17 protein-coding genes are annotated in these 19,217 nt (G+C 59.8%); 10 read left to right on the top strand and 7 right to left on the bottom strand.

What is annotated here, in order from left to right:
- Positions 1 to 192: 192 nt before the first annotated feature.
- Positions 193 to 915 (top strand): pirin family protein, encoded by a 723-nt coding sequence (locus K3819_RS11135; RefSeq protein WP_085612781.1) that lies wholly within the window; start codon positions 193 to 195, stop codon positions 913 to 915.
- Between the two features lie 63 nt (positions 916 to 978).
- Here K3819_RS11135 and K3819_RS11130 read toward each other — a convergent pair whose 3' ends face one another.
- Positions 979 to 1,854 (bottom strand): LysR family transcriptional regulator, encoded by an 876-nt coding sequence (locus K3819_RS11130; RefSeq protein ID WP_221399299.1) that lies wholly within the window; start codon positions 1,852 to 1,854, stop codon positions 979 to 981.
- Positions 1,855 to 1,965: 111 nt separating this feature from the next.
- On the opposite strand from K3819_RS11130, the gene K3819_RS11125 reads away from it, so the two are divergent.
- The 4 genes from K3819_RS11125 to K3819_RS11110 all read left to right on the top strand — a co-directional run bounded on the left by K3819_RS11125 (position 1,966) and on the right by K3819_RS11110 (position 5,877).
- Positions 1,966 to 3,186: a YbfB/YjiJ family MFS transporter gene (locus K3819_RS11125; RefSeq protein ID WP_221399298.1), complete on the top strand. Its 1,221-nt coding sequence runs from the start codon at positions 1,966 to 1,968 to the stop codon at positions 3,184 to 3,186.
- Between the two features lie 63 nt (positions 3,187 to 3,249).
- Positions 3,250 to 4,248 (top strand): NAD(P)H-quinone oxidoreductase, encoded by a 999-nt coding sequence (locus K3819_RS11120; protein ID WP_221399297.1) that lies wholly within the window; start codon positions 3,250 to 3,252, stop codon positions 4,246 to 4,248.
- A 112-nt stretch (positions 4,249 to 4,360) separates the two neighbouring features.
- Positions 4,361 to 5,305: an alpha/beta hydrolase gene (locus tag K3819_RS11115; protein WP_039771538.1), complete on the top strand. Its 945-nt coding sequence runs from the start codon at positions 4,361 to 4,363 to the stop codon at positions 5,303 to 5,305.
- Between the two features lie 158 nt (positions 5,306 to 5,463).
- Complete coding sequence (locus tag K3819_RS11110; protein ID WP_064378880.1) at positions 5,464 to 5,877, top strand: VOC family protein; 414 nt, start codon at positions 5,464 to 5,466, stop codon at positions 5,875 to 5,877.
- 9 nt (positions 5,878 to 5,886) lie between these two features.
- On the opposite strand, the gene K3819_RS11105 is transcribed toward K3819_RS11110, so the two are convergent.
- From K3819_RS11105 to K3819_RS11085, 5 genes are all read right to left on the bottom strand, one after another.
- On the bottom strand, positions 5,887 to 6,216 hold the full coding sequence (locus tag K3819_RS11105) for a hypothetical protein (RefSeq protein WP_064595090.1): 330 nt from the start codon (positions 6,214 to 6,216) through the stop codon (positions 5,887 to 5,889).
- A gap of 74 nt (positions 6,217 to 6,290) precedes the next feature.
- Positions 6,291 to 7,322 (bottom strand): RNA 3'-terminal phosphate cyclase, encoded by a 1,032-nt coding sequence (gene rtcA, locus K3819_RS11100; RefSeq protein ID WP_221399296.1) that lies wholly within the window; start codon positions 7,320 to 7,322, stop codon positions 6,291 to 6,293.
- Positions 7,323 to 7,330: 8 nt separating this feature from the next.
- Entirely contained in the window at positions 7,331 to 8,119 is a 789-nt protein-coding gene (locus K3819_RS11095; RefSeq protein WP_221399295.1) for a nucleotidyltransferase domain-containing protein, read from the bottom strand.
- Between the two features lie 39 nt (positions 8,120 to 8,158).
- A complete protein-coding gene (locus tag K3819_RS11090) occupies positions 8,159 to 9,385 on the bottom strand; it encodes an RtcB family protein (RefSeq protein ID WP_085612896.1) in 1,227 nt (408 codons plus the stop codon).
- A gap of 238 nt (positions 9,386 to 9,623) precedes the next feature.
- Complete coding sequence (locus tag K3819_RS11085) at positions 9,624 to 11,171, bottom strand: RNA-binding protein (RefSeq protein WP_221399294.1); 1,548 nt, start codon at positions 11,169 to 11,171, stop codon at positions 9,624 to 9,626.
- Positions 11,172 to 11,376: 205 nt separating this feature from the next.
- Between K3819_RS11085 and rtcR the strand changes: the two genes are divergently transcribed.
- The 3 genes from rtcR to K3819_RS11070 all read left to right on the top strand — a co-directional run bounded on the left by rtcR (position 11,377) and on the right by K3819_RS11070 (position 15,119).
- On the top strand, positions 11,377 to 12,978 hold the full coding sequence (rtcR, locus tag K3819_RS11080; RefSeq protein WP_221399293.1) for an RNA repair transcriptional activator RtcR: 1,602 nt from the start codon (positions 11,377 to 11,379) through the stop codon (positions 12,976 to 12,978).
- A gap of 135 nt (positions 12,979 to 13,113) precedes the next feature.
- Entirely contained in the window at positions 13,114 to 13,371 is a 258-nt protein-coding gene (locus K3819_RS11075; protein ID WP_085612789.1) for a hypothetical protein, read from the top strand.
- A gap of 293 nt (positions 13,372 to 13,664) precedes the next feature.
- Positions 13,665 to 15,119 carry a site-specific integrase gene (locus K3819_RS11070; RefSeq protein WP_221399292.1) on the top strand — a complete coding sequence of 485 codons (1,455 nt, stop codon included), beginning with the start codon at positions 13,665 to 13,667 and terminating at the stop codon, positions 15,117 to 15,119.
- Positions 15,120 to 15,415: 296 nt separating this feature from the next.
- Here the strand turns inward: K3819_RS11070 and K3819_RS11065 are convergent, their stop codons facing one another.
- The gene (locus K3819_RS11065; protein ID WP_221399291.1) at positions 15,416 to 16,495 is read right to left on the bottom strand and encodes a sigma-54-dependent Fis family transcriptional regulator; all 1,080 of its coding nucleotides are present in this window, start codon (positions 16,493 to 16,495) and stop codon (positions 15,416 to 15,418) included.
- 397 nt (positions 16,496 to 16,892) lie between these two features.
- Here K3819_RS11065 and K3819_RS11060 point away from each other — a divergent pair, with 397 nt between their 5' ends.
- Positions 16,893 to 17,966, top strand: coding sequence for an ABC transporter substrate-binding protein (locus tag K3819_RS11060; RefSeq protein ID WP_221399290.1), 1,074 nt, complete (start codon positions 16,893 to 16,895; stop codon positions 17,964 to 17,966).
- A 14-nt stretch (positions 17,967 to 17,980) separates the two neighbouring features.
- Positions 17,981 to 19,204, top strand: coding sequence for a lipase family protein (locus K3819_RS11055; protein WP_221399289.1), 1,224 nt, complete (start codon positions 17,981 to 17,983; stop codon positions 19,202 to 19,204).
- Positions 19,205 to 19,217: the final 13 nt, after the last annotated feature.

Below are 19,217 nucleotides of genomic sequence, written 5' to 3'. Positions count from 1 at the left end.
AAGCAAAGTCATAAGTCTGCGCATTATGGCCAGATACGGTGAAAACGTTGGAAAAGAATGCGTGATCCAGTGCACACAACTGTCAACCAGAACGGGACAGTATTTCAGTTTTCATCTACTTATTGCATCGCAGGGTAACCAGTAACCTTCTCCTCACTCGGACGAATCAACGTCCTGAAAGGAGATTTCATCATGCTGACCCTTCGTAAAGCTTCCGACCGTGGTCTTGCCAATCATGGCTGGTTGAAGTCGTTCCACACCTTTTCCTTCGCCAGCTACCGTGACCCGCGTGAACAGGGTTTCTCCGACCTGCTGGTGATCAACGATGACCGCGTCGCCGCCGGCAAGGGCTTCGGCCAGCACCCGCACCGTGACATGGAGATTTTCTCCTATGTGCTCGAAGGCGCTCTGGAACACAAGGACACCCTCGGCACCGGTTCGGTGATCCGCCCAGGCGATGTGCAACTGATGAGCGCCGGCAGCGGCGTGGCTCACAGCGAGTTCAACCACTCGGCGAGCAAGCCTGTGCACTTCCTGCAGATCTGGATCGTGCCGGATGTCAGCGGCGCCAAACCGCGCTACCAGCAAGAGCACTTCAGCGAACAGAAAAAACGCGGCCGCCTGCAACTGATCATTTCGCCCGAAGGCAGCCACGGCTCGCTGAAAGTGCGCCAGGATGCGCGGGTGTATGCCGGACTGTTCGATGGCCAGGAGAGTGCGACACTCGCGCTGCCCGCCAACCGCTACGCCTATGTGCACGTTGCTCGCGGCAGCGTTGAACTGAACGGCGTGCAGTTGAAGGAAGGCGACGGCGTGCGGGTTCGTGAAGAACAGGCGCTGACCCTGAGCAATGGCCAGGATGCCGAAGTCCTGGTGTTTGATCTGCGCCCGCAGGAACTGCCGGAAATGCCATGAGGCAGCGGTTTCAACGCTCACAGAAAACGGCCTTCAATGAAGGCCGTTTTTTTCGCAGAACAACTATTCGTTTTCCAGCACAAACGCTTCGACAATGTGTTCGATCACCGCTCTGACCCGCGCGGTGTGGCGTAAATCCGCATGGGTCACCAGCCACACTTCATAAGGCAACGGACGCGTGCGCTCCGGCCACAACCTGACCAGACCATCGCGCTCGCCCATGTAGACCGGGATTTCTCCTACCCCCAGACCGGCGGCAATCGAGCGGCGTACCAGCAGGCTGGAACTCAGACCGGCGACGATCCGCCCGCGAGTCATGGGCTCCGACACGAGGGTCAGATCCTTGTTGCCCTGCAGATACGGCTGGTACACCACCAGATCATGGCCCTCGAACGCACTGCCCGGCGCCGGCACGCCATGGCTGTCGACATAGGCCTGCGAGGCAAACAATCCCACCGGCCAACGCGCGATGCGCCGGGCGATCAGGTCCGGATTGTCCGGACGGGTGTTGCGCACGGCGATGTCCGCTTCACGTTTGGCCAGGCTAAGGATCTGCGTAGAGGCGTCCAGTTGCACGCGCACGTCCGGATGATGCTCGTGCAACTGCGCGATGGCCGGAATCAGGAAGTCGATGGCCAGCGAATCGGTGGTGCTGACCCGCACGCTACCGGTCAGACGATCATCCAGGCCCTGGATACGCCGCTCCAGCTCCAGCGCCGAATACTCCATTTTTTCCACCGACTTGAGCGCCGCTTCGCCGACGGCCGTCAGTGCATAGCCCTCGGAGGTGCGCAGGAACAAGGTCGCGCCCAGCGACTTTTCCAGTGCCGTGATGCGGCGCCCGACCGTTGCCTGATCCACGCCCAGTACACGCGCGGCGCCGCGCAATGTCGACTCGCGGCAGACCGCTAGAAACACCCTTGCATCATCCCAGTTCATAGCGTTCTCCATTGATGCATAAACGCATCACTATCACGCAAACTCGCTGCATTAACGCAGCAACGATAGCCGATATGCTGGGCGCCATAAACCTTTCAAAGGATTGCCGTCATGCACACTTCAACTGTTTCGCCCGAACGTCCGGACACAAGTGTCTGGCTGGCGATCTTCGCCGGACTCTGCGCCAGCCTGGTCAGCATCGGTCTGGCGCGTTTCGCCTACACACCGCTTATCCCTTCACTGATTCAGGCGCAGTGGTTTTCCGCCCATGATGTGGTCTATCTCGGCGCGGCCAACCTGGTCGGTTACCTGATCGGCGCCCTCCTCGGCCGACCGCTGGCACGCCGGCTCACCCAGAGAAACGCTCTGCGCCTGATGATGCTGGCGGTGACCGTGGCGTTTTTTGCCTGTGCCTATCCCGTGTCGGTGAGCTGGTATTTCGGCTGGCGCCTGCTGTCGGGAATCGCCGGCGGCGCGATCATGGTGCTGGTAGCCGCGACCGTACTGCCCCATGTACCCGCCGCACGCAAGGGCCTGGCCAGTGGGGCGATTTTCCTCGGCATCGGTCTGGGCATCGCCGGCTCGGGAACGATTGTTCCGCTGCTGTTGGGGCTGGGCCTGCAGGCGACCTGGCTGGGATTGGGCGCTTTGTCATTGGCACTGACGGCGTTGAGCTGGTTCGGCTGGCCCTCGGAGCTGCCCCATGCAATCACCACCACAGCTGAAGTGGAACCGGTCGAGCCGACACCGACTGCTGTTTATCTGCTGTTTGCCCAGTACGCGTTCATGGCCGCCGGGCTGGTGCCGGCCATGGTCTTTCTGGTGGATTACGTCGCCCGTGGCCTGGGCGCCGGGTCGCACGTCGGCGCGCTGATCTGGGTCATGTACGGTCTGGGTGCCATCGTCGGCCCGGTGAGTTATGGCTTTCTCGCCGATCATCTTGGCGCGCGCACCGGCATTCGTCTGGTGCTGGTGGTGCAGGCGATCACCCTGGGTTTGCTGGCGGTTTCGCATTCGTTCCTGGCGTTGGCGCTGCTGGCGGTGATCCTTGGTTCATTTCCGCCGGGCATTGTCCCGCTGGCATTGGCCCGGGTGCATGAGCTGGTGCCGGATCACCATCGCCAACAGGTGGCGTGGAGCCGGGCCACGGTGTCGTTCGCAACGTTTCAGGCGCTGGCGGGCTTCGCCTATTCGGCGCTGTTCAACGCCACGGGCGGACAACATGCGCTGCTCTTCGTGATTGCCGGCGCTGCCATCGTGATCGCGCTGATACTTGAGCACGCCATGAAATTGCTGCCCTCCTCCGTCGAACAACGCTGCTGCGCCGAATGACGGGAATCATTGCGCCCTGACTGCGTTCCCATCTACTGATCACTTTTTCAAGAGGAATCGAAAATGACGTTGCCCACTGAAATGACCCGAATCGAAATCACCGAACCGGGTGGGCCCGAGGTTCTGCAATCCCGACGCGTGCCGCTGCCGGTCGTCGCAGAAGGCGAAGTGCTGATCCGCGTGCACGCCGCCGGCGTCAATCGCCCGGACGCCCTGCAACGCGCCGGCAAATACCCGATGAAGCCCGGCATGAACCCGATTCCGGGCCTTGAAGTGGCCGGCGAGGTCGTGGCGATCGGCGGCGGTGTCAGCACATTCGCGGTCGGTGACCGGGTGTGTGCGCTGACCAATGGCGGCGGTTACGCCGAATACTGCACGGTTCCGGCGGGCCAGGTCTTGCCGATCCCCGATGGGCTGAACTGGATCCAGGCAGCGGCCATTCCGGAAACCTTTTTCACCGTATGGGCCAACCTGTTCGGCCTCGGCGGCGCCAGCCGTGGCCAGAGCGCCTTGATCCACGGCGGCACCAGCGGCATCGGCACCACCGCGTTGATGCTGTGCCGCGAGTTTGGCATTGAAGCTTTCGCCACCGCCGGCAGCGCCGACAAATGCGCGGCGATCCGTAACCTGGGCGGTGAAGCGATCAACTACCGGGAACAGGATTTCGCGGCGGTCATCGCCGAGAAAACCGCCGGCCAGGGCGTCAATGTGATCCTCGACATCATGGGCGGCTCGTACCTCAACGGGAACATCAGCGCCTTGGGAATGGATGGGCGGTTGGTAATGATCGGCTTCCTCGGCGGCGCGCGGGCCAACGACATCGATCTGCTGGCCATCCTCGGCAAGCGTGCGGTGGTCACCGGTTCCCTCCTGCGTGCCCGTACCTCGGCGGAAAAAGCCGCCATCGCCGATCAATTGCGCGAACACGTCTGGCCGGTGCTGGCTGCCGGGCGTTGCCTGCCGATCATCGACAAGGTCTACCCGCTCGCCGACGCAGCCCTGGCCCATGCGCACATGGAAGCGGGCGACCACATCGGCAAGATCGTGCTGAAGATCGATTGAGTCGTTGCAGCATTTTGTAATCGTTGCAGGCGTGCGGTGGTCGAAAATGTCACGCGCGGGTCAAGGCATCTGGTAAAAAGCGTTCTTTGTCCGCGCCTTGGTGAAACGTTTAATGTTCCTTGCCTTCATGACCCGACTTCGACGCCGCCGTCTGGCGTTCGCCTGCATGGCCGCCCTGATCATCGGCGTGCCGGCGAGTTGTGCCGTGCTGGAACACACCGAGCGCAAACTGCTGTTTCGCATCGAACCGGGCACCGCCGGCTGGTATCACGGATTGCCCGGCAGCGTGCAGGAACTCGACCTGCAACCGAAAAGCTTCAAGGCCGGGCAGAACATTCACGCCTGGTGGTGGCCGGCGGAGCGTGCCGATGCACCGGCCATCCTCTATCTGCACGGCGTGCGCTGGAACCTCACCGGGCAACTGTTTCGTATCGAACAATTGCGCGCAGCAGGTTATTCGGTACTGGCCATCGACTATCGCGGCTTCGGCCAGAGCCACGGCGACCTGCCGTCGGAAAGCACGGTGTACGAGGATGCCAGGGTGGCGTGGGAACGCTTCCAGCTGTTGCAGCCCGACCCGAACAAACGCCTGATCTACGGGCACTCGCTGGGCGGCGCGGTCGCCATTGACCTGGCTGCCGAGCTCGGTCGCGATGCCGCCAGAAATCACACCCCACTGCCGGTGCGCGGGCTGGTCATCGAATCCACATTCACCTCCCTGGCGGATGTTGCGGCAGCCGTGGCCAACACCTCTCTTCCGGTGCGCTGGTTGCTGTCGCAGAAATTCGACTCCATCGACAAGATTGCCGAAATCCATATGCCGTTGCTGGTGGTGCACGGACTGGCCGACGCATTCGTGCCGTCACGCTTCAGCGAGCAACTGTTCGCCGCCGCCCGGCAACCGAAACGCCTGCTGCTGGTGCCCGGCGCAACCCACAACAACAGCATGGCGCTGGGCGGACAGAACTATCGCAAGGCGATCGATGCGCTGATGCAAACCCGACCTGCCGCTCGGGTGGCGGGCGCTGCGGTGCAGAAGAACCCGCGCGACTCCTGACGCCCTCCTCGCCGACCATCGGTCACCCGGAAAGGAAATTGTTGCAGCATTGGCTGGCAATCCGGCGTTCTAACGCTTTGCTGGATGGAGTCAATCCATGACGCTGCTTCGGCACACCCGGCCGCGCGGCGTTCCACTGCCTATTCGGGAGCTCCACCATGAAAATCAACCCGTACCTGATCTTCAACGGCGACTGCCGCGCAGCCTTCACCTTTTACGAGCAATGCCTGCAAGGCAAGCTCGAAGCGATGATGACCTTCGGCGAAACCCCAGCCGCCGAACATGTACCGAAAGAGCACCACAACCTGATCATCCACACCTGCCTGAAAGTCGGCGATCAGATGCTCATGGCTTCGGACACCACGCCCGATCGCCCGACCCAAGGCATGAGCGGTTGCTCGATTTCCCTGAATGTCGACAGCATCGCCGAGGCCGAACGGGTGTTTAACGCCTTGGCCAGGGACGGTCGCGTCGACATGCCATTGGAAGCCACCTTTTGGGCCGCACGTTTTGGCATGCTGGTGGATCGCTTTGGCGTGTCGTGGATGGTCAATTGCGAAACTGACAAGTGACGCTGTCATTCAACGCTGGGCCAGCTCGTGCCGAACGCACTGTTCGTAGTAGGTCTGCTTGACGGCCGCCGGCTTGAGCCGCGACGCGCTGTCGTAGGTCTGCTCGGTGATGCCCATGGCGGTCATGCGCATCCACGGTTGCTGGAACTTGCGCGCCTGCAAGCGCTTGCGCGCACCATAAAGAGAAATGCCCGAAAGCTTCGATTGTTGCGCACCGGCGGCAATTTCCGAACCCCAGGTACACGCAAAACGATGGCTCTTGCTCAGCTCCCTGGCCTGGGCCTCCAACGCGAACAGAGCGAGGGAAAGCGTTGCTACGGTGATGACAATCGTCCGCATATAGCCCACCTAACCTTTTGAAAAAAGGCGAGTTTGCCGGGACTGAAAGCTTTCGGGGGCCAGCAATTTGCCGCCTATTGCTCCCGAGCGCGAACTTCAACCTTTAACTGGTCTGCGCCTTCTTCCTGGCACTGGATGTGGATCGGTACAAAACGGTTGATCACCGAAATGTTGCTGTGCAAATGCTCGGTCATCCTGGGCGTGGTAAACGAGCCACCTCCGGCCAGCACCATCGGCAGCAGCAACTGGTCGGCCAGATGCTCCGCTACCGCCGCACCGCTGTGCAACCAATCGGTCGCCTGATCGATCGCGGCGTCCGCCACCTTCTCCGAACGCAGTGAGGCTTGACCGAAAGCGCTGAAAACCTCGGTGACGTGTTCAAACGCATACTCCAGCAGCAACACATTGCCCGGTCCACAGGCCGGATCAACGATGACCGCGTTCAACTCCGCTGATGCCATGTTCAATCGCTGGGCCACCCTTTCGAGCTCGCGGATACCGACACTCGGCGCCAGTCCCGCCGTCAGCGCAAACGCCTGTTGCGAAAGCGGCAAGCCGCGCTCACACAAGTGCAGTGCTGACAATTTCGATGGTTGCACCCTGACGTCGATTTCACCGCCCCCTGCCGGTACGAACCCGTGGCGCAGCAACGTCAGTTCAACCTCCGCGCCCATGCGTCGCAGCAACGGCAACCAGCTGCGGCTGAGAAAATCGGTCGGTGGTGCCAGCGGATTATGCGTGCCGCCGCTGATCCGCACGCGGCTGGCTTGCGGCGCCAGCAACAAGGCGGGCAGCAAGGTCTGCAACACCAGCGTGCCACTGCCGGCGGTTCCAATGGCAAAGCGATAATCGCCGCCGCGAATCGGTCCCGGCTCGAAGCTCAATGTCTGCGAGCCCAGTTCCGCTCCCTGGATCTTTGCACCGCAGACCTGCGCTGCCGCCATCACGGCGGTCAGATGCTGGCGCAACAGGCCCGGACGACTGCGCCGGGCCCGAATCCGCTCAATGCGAAACGCCTGACCCGTCACCATCGACAGACTCAACGCACTGCGCAACACCTGCCCACCGCCGATGGCGCCGTCCAGTTCAATCACGTCCTGTTTCATTTTTTTCCTTAGGCGTACAAACCAACGGTTTCCCGCAGGTATTGATCGAGCTGGCGCGAATCCTCCCGGGTTCGGGGCAATGTCGGCACCGCACGCTCAAGTTCCTCCTCGATGAACGCATGCAGCGCCGGACGACGAGGACCGTAAGCGCTTTCGTCGGCATTGCGCTTGAGCGCGAGCAGTTCGTCGACCTCATTGAGCAAGGCCCGGTCATCGACGGTGCTCAGCAGATCGCTGAACGTCATCGGCGGCCGACCGCGTCCCTGATCGATCCAGCGCACCGCCAGCAGGGGCCGCAGTACATAGAAGTACTTCTTGAACCGCACGCTTTCGCCTTGCAGATAACCACGGAAGTTCTTCTTCGCCATCGACAGGTAGTGATTGCGCGCGGCTGGCGGGCTGTAGAACGCCTCGGCCAGTGCCCGCAGCTGAGAAACCGCTGCGGTCTCGCTGCGATAAACCAGCGGTGAGTCGAGCCATTCGAGCAAGGTCGGGTTGGATTTGCGCAACAGCCCGAGGGTTTTGCGCAGCTCCCAGCCACTGACATCCAGCTCGTCATCCAGCGGTCGCTCGATCACATCGCTCGGCGCATCGACCTGGACGAACCACTCCGGTTTCTCCACATAAACGAAGCGCACATCGTAATCACTGTCCGGCGAGGCAAAACCCCAGGCCCGGCTGCCCGACTCGCAGGCGTACAGCACCGTGACATTGCGTTCGCGCTCTATGCGCGCCAGTTCTTCCAGTACCCGGCCGCGCATGACGCCGCACAGCGGGTGACGTTCTTCGAATTTCATGTCCTTCAATCCTTGTTCCGGCGTGCCTTGCGGCACGCGTTATCCCTTGACGCACACCACCTGACGCAGGGTGTGCAGCACTTCAACCAGCTCACGCTGGGCGTGCATGACTTTGTCGATGTCCTTGTAGGCCATCGGAATTTCATCGATCACCGCAGCATCCTTGCGGCATTCAACGTGCGCGGTGGCACGGATCTGATCTTCGACGGTAAAGGTGTTTTTGGCCTTGGTACGACTCATGGTCCGACCGGCACCGTGGCTGCAGGAGCAAAACGATTCTTCGTTGCCCAGACCGCGCACGATGAAACTCTTGGCGCCCATCGAACCGGGGATGATCCCCAACTCGCCCTTTTTCGCCGACACCGCGCCTTTGCGGGTGACCAGAATGTCCTCGCCGAAATGCCGCTCTTTCTGCACGTAGTTGTGGTGGCAGTTCACCGCTTCCAGCGCGACGTCGAATGGCTTGCGGATGATCTGCCGCGTGGCCTGAATCACCGCTTGCATCATCAGCGCACGGTTCTGTTTGGCGAAATCCTGAGCCCAGCCCACCGCCTCCACGTAATCGTCAAAGTGCCGGCTGCCTTCTTCGAAGTACGCCAGGTCACGATCCGGCAGGTTGGCGATGTGCTGACGCATATCCGCCTGGGCCATCTGGATGAACAGGTTGCCGATGGCGTTGCCGACACCGCGCGAGCCGCTGTGCAACATGAACCAGACCCGGTTGGCCTCATCCAGGCACACTTCGATGAAGTGGTTACCGCTGCCCAGTGTTCCGAGATGCCCGCGGTTGTTGGTGTTGGCCAGTTTCGGGTACTTGTCGGTGATCGCCTTGAACCGTGGATTCAACGCCGCCCAGGCCTGATCGGCCTGTTGCGGAATCTCGTCCCAGGCGCCTTTGTCACGGCGCGACCGGGTCGAACTGCGGCCATGGGGCACCGCTTGCTCGATGGCACTGCGCAGGCCATGCAGATTGTCCGGCAGGTCGGCCGCGGTCAGCGAAGTTCGCGCGGCAATCATGCCGCAACCGATGTCCACCCCGACCGCTGCCGGGATGATCGCGCCGACTGTGGGAATCACGCTGCCGATGGTCGAGCCCTTGCCCAGATGGACGTCTGGCATGACCGCCAGATGCTTGAAGATGAAGGGCATCTTCGCCGTGTTCATCAACTGCTCGCGCGCTTCGTTTTCCACCGGGACGCCTTCGGTCCAGAGTTTGATCGGTTTGCCGTTGGCGACTTCCAGCAATTGGTAAGTGTGTTCTTTCATCATCTCGATTCTTCAGGTAGTTCCACCGGCATTCGCCGGCAGATTCAAAAAAGGTGGCACGACAAAGGTTGATGACTGTTGCGCGTTACCGCGCACCGGGGTTAGCCGGCCTCAGATGTACAGCCATCGGCATTCGTGCCGTCACGAACCCTGACAAGGGTTTGGTGAGACGTCTTGGATGTAGTCCCACCGGCATTCAGTGCCCGTGACAAATCAATTCATTGGGCGGCTCATCGCCTCATCCCATGCTTTCAATCGCTTCGACCCAATGCTGCGGTCCGTACAGGCCGGCAGTGAACTGCTCGATCACATCGAACACCGCGTCACTGAAACCGCCGACATTCAGGATGTCGTCACGATCCGCCGCTGGTGTCGCCCAACCCGGTTGCAGGTCAATGCAAATCAGGCGTGCCTGGGGGTTGATCCGCTTGATCCGTTCCCATTGCAGCATCGTCTCGCTGGCGCCCTGGCGTCGCGCATCGATCCAGGATTCGTTGTCCGACACCATGATCAGCGTATCGACCCTGGCCTTGCTGTCCGCCAGTTTCTTCAACGGCGCCGAGCAGCAGGTTCCGCCGCCGAAAATGCCCGCAAGCTTTTCGGCATTGCTGATCACACTGTCGCGCGGGTTGAGGGTGATATCCACCACCTTCCATTCGAACGGCATCACCCGCGCCGTCGGCTGTTTACGCAACACCGCCGCCGTGATCAACGCCGCCACATCGATGCAGCGCACCGCGGTGGTCGCGCCCTGACGGTAACCGGTCAGCGGGCTGCCCATCGAGCCGGAAACATCCGGGCAAATTACCACCGCACTCTGAAGCTTCGGCACATTGGTCAACGACAGCTCCAGCGCATCCTGCAAGGCCTCGCGAATCGGCGCCGGCACGTCATCGCCAACCATCCGATACGCCGCCAGCAACTGGTACGGATACACCCGCGCTTTAGCGACCGCTTCAGGATCCGCCAACCGAGCGGCCACATATTCGGTGCAACCCGGTACTTCAAAAGCGCCGTGGCGCGCCAGCGTATTGAGGTTGATGCGCAGGCCCTGCCAGCCCATGTTCCGCGCCTGAGCTGCCCATTGTTCCTTGCTCAAGGTTTCGTTACCGAGCAATTGAAACGGCACTTCAGGCACTTGATCACTCGCACCGCTGCGAAAGGCCAGCAAATCGCGAGTCAGTGCGGGCAACGCCTGTGCATCCACCGGTTTACCGATCACCCAGGCAAAAAACGCTTCGCGCCAGGCCTCGGACGGTTTTGGGTGAACCATCTTCACCACATCCGCCAGCGAAGGCTGATTGCCGATCGATGCCTGCAACAACTGTCGCTCGGTTGCACTGTTCAGCCAGTTCTGCACCAGACGCTTGGGTTGAGAACCCATGGAGCGGCGACCGGTAGCGCCACTGCGCAGGATCTGCACGAAATTGCGTAGCATCTTGCCGCTGTCCACGACCTGCCCGAACACCTCTGGCACCAAAGCCGAACGCTGAGCGGTCAGCGCCGCCAGCAACAACGCCGGCATGTCTTTCATATGACCCTTTTGACGGGCGTAAAGAGCGGCATTCGCCACGAAGCGGCTGTCCAGCTCCGCCACCAGCTTCAACACCTGATCCAACTGACTTTGCGCGGATGCGTAAAAGGTCGAATTCAGGCAACCGGTGACTGCCAACTGTGCCAGTTGATGCTTGGGCGTATAGGCATAAGCCGCGGCTCCGGAAGCATTCAAGGTGTCGCACGCCGGCAGGCTTTTCGATTGCGTGTTGAAGAGGTTGAAGTTGGCCATCGTGGCGTCTCGCTGTGTTGTCCTGTTCGTTGCGAGAGGTATTGCAGCCGCTGTGCCAGTTTTTGAAAACGTTCGTGAATTATTTTTATCTATTTGATTTTAAAGAGTTTTATTTTAAGAACGAGCATTCCTGAATTTTCGTCACGACAGATAACACCCTCGAAGACTATCATTGGCTATCGTCATTTATCTTTCAGGATAATCAATGTCCAGCAAGCGCACCGTCGCCATCGGTTTCATCGGCGCCACCCTCGATCGCGTAGGCAAAGGCGCCAATCGCTGGAACCATTGGCGGCCTAGTGTGGGCCTGTGCCAGCAACCGGACGTATTGATCCATCGCCTGGAACTGATACACGGCACAGATGCACGGGACGCGAGCCTGGCCGAACGCATTCGCGAGGACATCCGTCAGGTGTCGCCGGGCACGGAAGTGCGCCTGCACCCGATGGCGTTGCGCAACCCCTGGGATTTCGAGGAGGTCTACGGCGCACTTCACGACTTCACCTCCGAATACACCTTCGATACCGAGCGTGAGGACTATCTGGTGCACATCACCACGGGGACCCACGTCGCGCAGATCTGCTGGTTCTTGCTGACCGAGGCGCGCTACCTGCCCGCGCGCCTGATCCAGACCTCCCCCGCCCGCCGCAAGAGCGAAGAAGAACCAGCCACCGGCACCCACGCCCTGATCGACCTGGATCTGTCGCGCTACGACAGGATTGCCTCACGCTTCACCCACAAACGTCTGGAAGGCCTGGAATTTCTCAAGTCCGGCATCGCCACCCGCAACACAGCTTTCAACCGTTCCATCGAGCAGATCGAACGCGTGGCCGTCCGCTCCAAAGCGCCGATGCTGCTGATCGGCCCGACCGGCGCCGGCAAATCCTTTCTCGCCCGACGTATCTACGAGCTCAAACGCAGTCGCCATCAAATGCAGGGGCGTTTCGTTGAAGTGAACTGCGCTACCCTGCGTGGCGATGGGGCAATGTCCGCGCTGTTCGGCCACGTCAAAGGCGCCTTTACCGGCGCGCAAAACGCCCGCGATGGTCTGCTGCGGGCCGCTGACGGCGGCATGTTGTTTCTCGACGAGATCGGCGAGCTGGGCGCGGACGAACAAGCCATGCTGCTCAAGGCCATCGAAGAGAAGCGCTTCTTCCCGCTGGGCTCGGACAAGGAGGTCGACAGCGACTTCCTGATCATCGCCGGCACCCACCGCGACCTGCGCAGTCGCGTCGCCGAAGGTCTGTTCAGGGAAGATCTCTACGCACGGATCAACCTCTGGACGTTCGACCTGCCGGGCCTGGCGGGTCGCCGCGAAGACATCGAACCCAACATCGATTTCGAGCTTGAACGCCACGCGCGCGAACACGGCCAACTGGTGCGCTTCAACCTTGAAGCCCGACGGCGCTACTTGAGTTTCGCCAGCTCACGGGAAGCTGCGTGGCTGGGCAATTTCCGCGAGCTTTCGGCCTCGATCACGCGCATGGCGACGCTGGCCGACAGCGGGCGAATCGATGAAGCGCAGGTCGAGGAGGAAATTGATCGGCTGCGGTATGCGTGGGGCCTGGCGCAACCGGCCGGGATGACGAATGATCTGCCGGGCGATGCGCAGACGCTGGACCTGTTCGATCGACTGCAATTGAAGGCGGTGCTCGAGGTTTGCAGACAGGCAGACAGCTTGTCGGATGCCGGCAGGCGACTGTTCGGTGTGTCGCGACAGACCAAGGCGCAGCCCAATGATGCGGACCGATTGAGAAAATACCTCGGACGGTTCGGCATCGAGTGGAGCCAGTTGCGAGAGCAGTGAAGCATGGCCGTAATTATCTGTACCGTTGAGATAAACTGCGCCACACCGCGATACGGTACCCGCCCGTCAGTTGACCGGCACTTTACCCCGCGTCAGAACTTCCAACGTCTATCCACCTGACGCGGAAGCCCGACGATGAACAGAACCATTGCAGCCCTCATGCTTGGAAGTCTTTTATCTGCCACCGCACCGCTGTCGATGGCGGGCAGCACCGTTCCGCCTACGGGTATTCCCGGGGTCAATCAGGGAGGCACCGAATCCAAGGAAGACAAGGCCGACAAAAAGGGTGAAGAAGCCTCGGGGTCGAACTCCGGTGCAGAGTCCCACGAGACAGATAAGGATGCGCAAACCTCCAGCGGGTCGAAGGATGGAGTTGAAGAAAAGAAACCTTGAACGGTTTTGCTGCGACAGCAGTTTTTCGCGGGCACAAAAAAGCCGATCCAGGTGATCGGCTTAAGTGTCTGATTTTACTCAGGAATAATGGTCGGGACGGAGTGATTCGAACACTCGACCCCTAGCACCCCATCTCCTTTTTCATACTTCTTGAAAGACTCCAAAATTTTACTCTGGATTTTTCCAAGCTAGTATTTACTTGAGCTCCAGCGGTGTTCTGCTCTACGAGAGTCCAGTAACGTCCATCAAGAGCCGACGTTTTTGTGGGGGTAAAAGTAGGGGGAGTCCGTTTCATGGCCAAAATTACCATCAAAGAACTCGAGTCGCTGACCGCTGAAGATGCCGGCCGCATCCTCCGGGAGGATGGTAATCTCGCCGGTCGAATCTCCGTGCGTAAGGACGGTATATCGGTCAGCTTTTTCTATCGGTATCGCTGGGGCGAGCAGAACAAAGAGTACGCCTGCGGCTCCTGGCCGCGCAAATCCCTGACCGACATCCGCAAAGCACGCAACCAGGCCCGAGCGCTCATTGATGAGCAAATCAATCCCAACGAGCAAAAGAAAACCGCCAAGGCACAGGCATACGCCGCTGCTAACGTAGAGGCCGAACAAGTAAAAACGACGAAGGTGCAAACACTGACCGTCCAGGATCTGGCCCAGGCCTGGCTGTTGGATGGCGTCGCGCGTAAAGACGGCAATACCGAGTTGCAACGTCGTTTTAACAAGGACCTTTTGCCTGCACTCGGCAAGACCGCAGTGAGCAGCGTCTCCGAACACGATGTTCGGGCGCTGATCCGAGCCGTGGTCAACCGCGGCGCTCACCGGCAAGCCATCAGCTTCTTTGCCGACCTCACCCAGATGTTCAGCTGGGCCAGAAAGCGCCAACCCTGGCGGGCTTTATTGGTCGAGGGTGATCCGACGGAACTGGTCGATATCGCCCCCCTGATCCCTGCCGACTACGAAGCGGAAAGAAGCCGCATCTTTTCCCCGGCTGAGCTGTTGGAGTTGCACAACCGCTTCCAGCAAATGACCGCCGATTACAACGCCCTCCCCGCCGGGCAAAAATACGAGGGCATTCGGCCGCTAAAGAAGGAAACCCAACTCGCGCTCTGGATCAGCCTAGGCACCCTGTGCCGGATTGGCGAGTTGCTGCAGGCCGAATGGAAAAATGTCGATCTGGACCAACAGACCTGGTTCCTCCCCAGTGAAAACGTCAAAGGCACCCGCGGCAAGAAACAGGACCACCATGTTTTCCTCTCGCCCTTCGCCCTGCATTTTTTTCAGGAACTCAAGACCCTCACGGGAGATTCTCAGTGGTGCTTTCCCAATAAGCAGGATGATGGGCATGTGGACGTGAAAGTGGTGAGTAAACAGGTGGGTGACCGCCAAGCCCGGTTCAAAAACCGCAAGGCCCTTTCACGACGGCGTCATGACGATACCCTGGTCCTTGCCGACGGCCAAAACGGCGACTGGACACCTCATGACCTACGCCGCACCGGTGCGACCATGATGCAGGCTTTGGGTGTCAACCTGGACGTCATCGATCGCTGCCAAAACCATGTGTTGGCCGGCTCGCGGGTAAGGCGGCACTACCTGCATCATGATTATGCCGAAGAGAAAAAGCGCGCCTGGAATTTGTTGGGCGATCGACTCAGTGCTGTGTTGTCCTCGACCTACGAGCACCCACAGACCGAGTCGATGATCTCTTTTCCAGCGTACGCCGCCACTGAATCCCTACAGCCTTCATAAGTAGGATTCTTTAGTGCTGGACTCCTCATTGTTTCGTAGGTACCGCTGAGCGCTTGCTCCGGGTCGATTCCGGCCCGTCATAACCGGCAGAAATCGGCCGATTCTGTTGAAAAAGTCGGCCATAGTTTGTGCATCTGAAAAGTACGCGTCCGAGATTGAAATCTTTACTTTTGGCAAAGGCTTCCCGGACTCGGATTACAGACTTTTTCAACAGAATCGGCCAGAAGCCGTCATTCGCTGATTCGCTGATTCGCTGAACGATCATTCACTCCGTATCAGGCAGTCACGGTGACCTGTTACTCCTCCACCGACAACGGTTTGTTCAACTCTCCGATCTTTTCCAGTCGCGCCCGAACGATGTTGCGGCTGATGTTCAGCAGTCGTCCAGTCTGCAATTGGTTGCCATGGCAAAACCGGTAGGCCGCACGGAAAATGGTTTCTTCAATGTGCTCGTACAGGTCTGGAATATTTTGCTCGAACAACGCGTTGAGTGCTGCTTCCAGGTTCACTGGCCCAGCGATGCCGGGACTTGCATGAACGGCCTGTTCCTGTTCTTGGCGGATACCCGAGGAACGCATGTCCACCAGATGCAGATCCGCCGGTGCAACCCGCTGATTGCGGCACACCAGCAAGGCATGATGAATCGAGTTTTCCAGCTCACGGATGTTGCCCGGCCAACTGTGCTCCAACAGTTTTCGTTCGGCTTCGACACTCAATGAAGCACGGTTGTAACCCAAGCGCTGGCAGTGTTCTTCGAGGAAAAACTCAGCCAATGGCAAAATGTCGCCCGGTCGCTCCCGCAGCGGCGGCAGGCGAATCGTGGCGACGTGCAATCGGTAGAAAAGATCCTCGCGAAAATGGCCGGCAACCACTGCATCCGCGAGGTTGACGTTGGTCGCGGCCACCAAGCGCACGTTGATTGGAATCGGCGTACGCGAACCCAGGCGCACCACTTCGCGCTCCTGCAAAACCCGCAGCAATTTTACCTGCATGTTCAGCGGCAAATCACCGATCTCATCAAGAAACAACGTGCCGCCATTGGCAGCTTCGAACCAACCGGCCTTGCTGGAAGTGGCGCCGGTGAATGCGCCTTTTTCGTGGCCGAACAGCTCACTTTCCACCAGGGTTTCGGCGAAGGCGCCGCAGTTCACTGCAACGAAAGGATCGCGCCCTCTTCTACTCAAATTATGAATATGGCGGGCAACCAGCTCTTTGCCGGTTCCGGTTTCACCGATGATCAACGTGTTGGCTTCACTGGGCGCCAGGCGCTCTATACGACTGAGCAACTCCTGTGAGCGCGGGTCCTTGAACACCAGAACGGTGGCCCTTACCGACTTGGTCAATTCGCGGGCATTTGGATGAGTGATCAGCGACATGGTGCATTCCTGGCAGTAAAAGCGCGTGCTCAATAGTGCACTAAGATATTTAGACTAAAAAATTATTAATTAGCATTTGTATATTCCGGTTTAGAATATATCGTTCGATTGCTCTTCACGTGTTGCTGGAGCAGCAATTGACAAGCATCCCCCTGCTTGCTGATCAGCACCCACCGCCTCACTTCTCGCTTTCCCCCATCCCGAAATACACACCGCGCAAGGCCTGCAGCCGGTTTTTCACGGTGTGGCATGCAATCTGCTCTCTCCCTCCTAACAACGTTCCACCTGTAGGAGCTGGCTTGCCAGCGATGGCATTTTCAAAAGCTTAAGGGCCTCCTCGCCAGCAAGCCGACTCTTACAGATTGAGTTTCGTTATTGGCCATTTAGGGAGATTTCTATGAAGCGTTTCTGGCGCAACGGCCTGGTCGCATTGACCGGCTTACTACTCAGTGCCACCGCACTGGCCGAACAGGCACCAACGTCGGTGAAGATCGCCATCGTTGCCTACACCCAAGGCGGCAAGCCGGTGTTTGGCGGTATTGCCGGACGCGTTATCGAGGACGGCTGGCTTGAACAGCAACTGAGCCAACGCGGCGTGAAACTCGAGTGGATCGCCCTGCCCCACGCCGGCGCCGGTCCGCAGATCAACGAAGGCTTCAGCAACAACAGCATCGACTTTGCCGTACGCGGCGATCTGCCCTCAGTGATCGCCGGCGCGGGTGGCGTGCCGGGCAAATTGATCGTGCCCGGAGGCAGCGGCAACAACATCTACCTGGTGGTGCCGGCGGGTTCCGAGGCCAAGAGCATTGAAGACCTCAAAGGCAAACGCCTGGCTCTGCATCGCGGTCGTCCTTGGGAATTCGCTTTCAGCAACTTTCTCGCCAGCAAAGGCCTGAAGCTCGACGATTTCAAAATCGCCAACCTCAACCCGCAAGTCGGTGCCGCGGCGGTGTCCGCTGGAAAAGTCGATGCGGCGGTGCTGCTCAGCGAGGCTTACGCGCTTGAGGACAAAGGCGTGGGCAAGATTCTGTGGTCGACCAAGCAAGGAGCCAACGACTGGCGCCTGGTCTCCGACCTTTGGGGTACCGACAACTTTGTCACGCAGCACCCCGATGTCACGCAATTGTTGGCGACGGCATGGGTCAAGGCAGCCTGGTGGATCTCTGAGGAACAGAACCAGGACGCCTACTACCAACTCTCCTCACGCGCCGGTACGGCTGAAAGCGTGCTGCGTCGCGATGACCAGAACGATCCGGTGACCTGGAAAGAGCGCTGGGCGCCGAAGAGCGACCAACAACTCAAAGCCCATTACCAGGCCCTGACCGCTTACGCCCTGGCGAATCACCTGATTCGCGACAACTACGACATCACCCCTTCGCTGGCCACCGGTTTCACCAACCAGGCGCTGATCGATCTGAAACTTACCGACTACTGGCCGGCCCTGCGTGCCCAGGTCAGCAACAATCCATGAATAGGGAAATCCTGATGAAACTGCCGCAAAAATTCGTCTTCGGTTTAAGTTTCCTGGCGCTGTCCATCACAGCTATGGCGGCCGGTACACACGCACCAAAACCCGATCCGCAGCAAGGTGACGGCCGTGTCTCGGCGTTCTACACCTGGCAAGAAGTAATCCCGGCGACGCCCGGCAAACTGCTGCGTAGCGAGCCGTTGGAAAAGACCCTTAGCCTGCCCAACGCCGCCAGCGCGCAACGGATTCTCTACACGTCCACCGACGGCATCGACAACAAAACCCCGATCGTGGTCTCGGGCACGCTGTTCCTGCCCAAGGGCAAGGCGCCCGCCGGAGGTTGGCCGGTCGCCAGTTGGGGTCATGGCACCGTCGGTGTAGCGGACGTTTGCGCGCCGTCCTGGCAAGGCCGTTCCTATCGCGACGTGCAGTACCTCAGCCGTTGGCTGGACGAAGGTTATGCCATTGTCGCCACCGACTATCAGGGCCTCGGAGTACCCGGTGGTCACCCGTTGCTGAACAATCGCATGGCGGCCTACGGCATTCTCGATGCGGCCAAAGCCGTGGTCGCCGGTGTTCCGGGGCTGGCCAACAAAGTGCTGATCGTCGGTCAGTCCCAGGGGGGCGCCGGCGCCTTCGCTTCGGCGGCCTATGCGCCGACTTATGCGCCCGACCTCGGCGTCAAAGGCAGTATCGGTACCGGCGTGATCTACACCGTGGGTGCGAAAAACGTCGGTGAACAGGACGTCAATAAGGTCGACGCGTCCCTCGCCTATGGCTTCTACACCTTGCTGGCGGCCCAGCAGTACGACCCGAGCATCAACCCCAAGGACTTCTACACCGACAAGGCGCTGCCTCTTTTCGAGCAGGCCCGCACCAGTTGCCTGGCGGCGCTGGTCAGCGATGTGGTGGGTGTCGGCCTGACGCCGGCAAACGCCAAAAAAGACTACAAGGGCGACCAGCTTGCGGCGTGGCAGAAGCAAGTGTCTTACCCGACGCTGAAACTGGCCCAACCGATTTTCATTGGCACCGGTGCTGAAGATAAAACCCCTGCGGCTTCGACCCAGGTCGCGCTGATGCAAGACGCCTGCAAGACCGGCTCCGTGGTTGAGGGCCATCTCTACAAAGGGTTGGGGCATAGCGAAACGGTCAACGCCTCCCTCAAGGACTCGGTGCCTTTCGCGCACAAGGTCATCAACGATCAGCCGATCACCCCGATCTGCAGCCCTAGCGTGCAGTGAAACGGAGCCTTCG

The organism is Pseudomonas sp. 3-2, from assembly GCF_019710535.1.
Lineage (GTDB): Bacteria > Pseudomonadota > Gammaproteobacteria > Pseudomonadales > Pseudomonadaceae > Aquipseudomonas > Aquipseudomonas pharyngis.
Note: the sequence above shows the minus strand (reverse complement) of the source record. Positions and strands in the feature narration are given on the sequence as shown.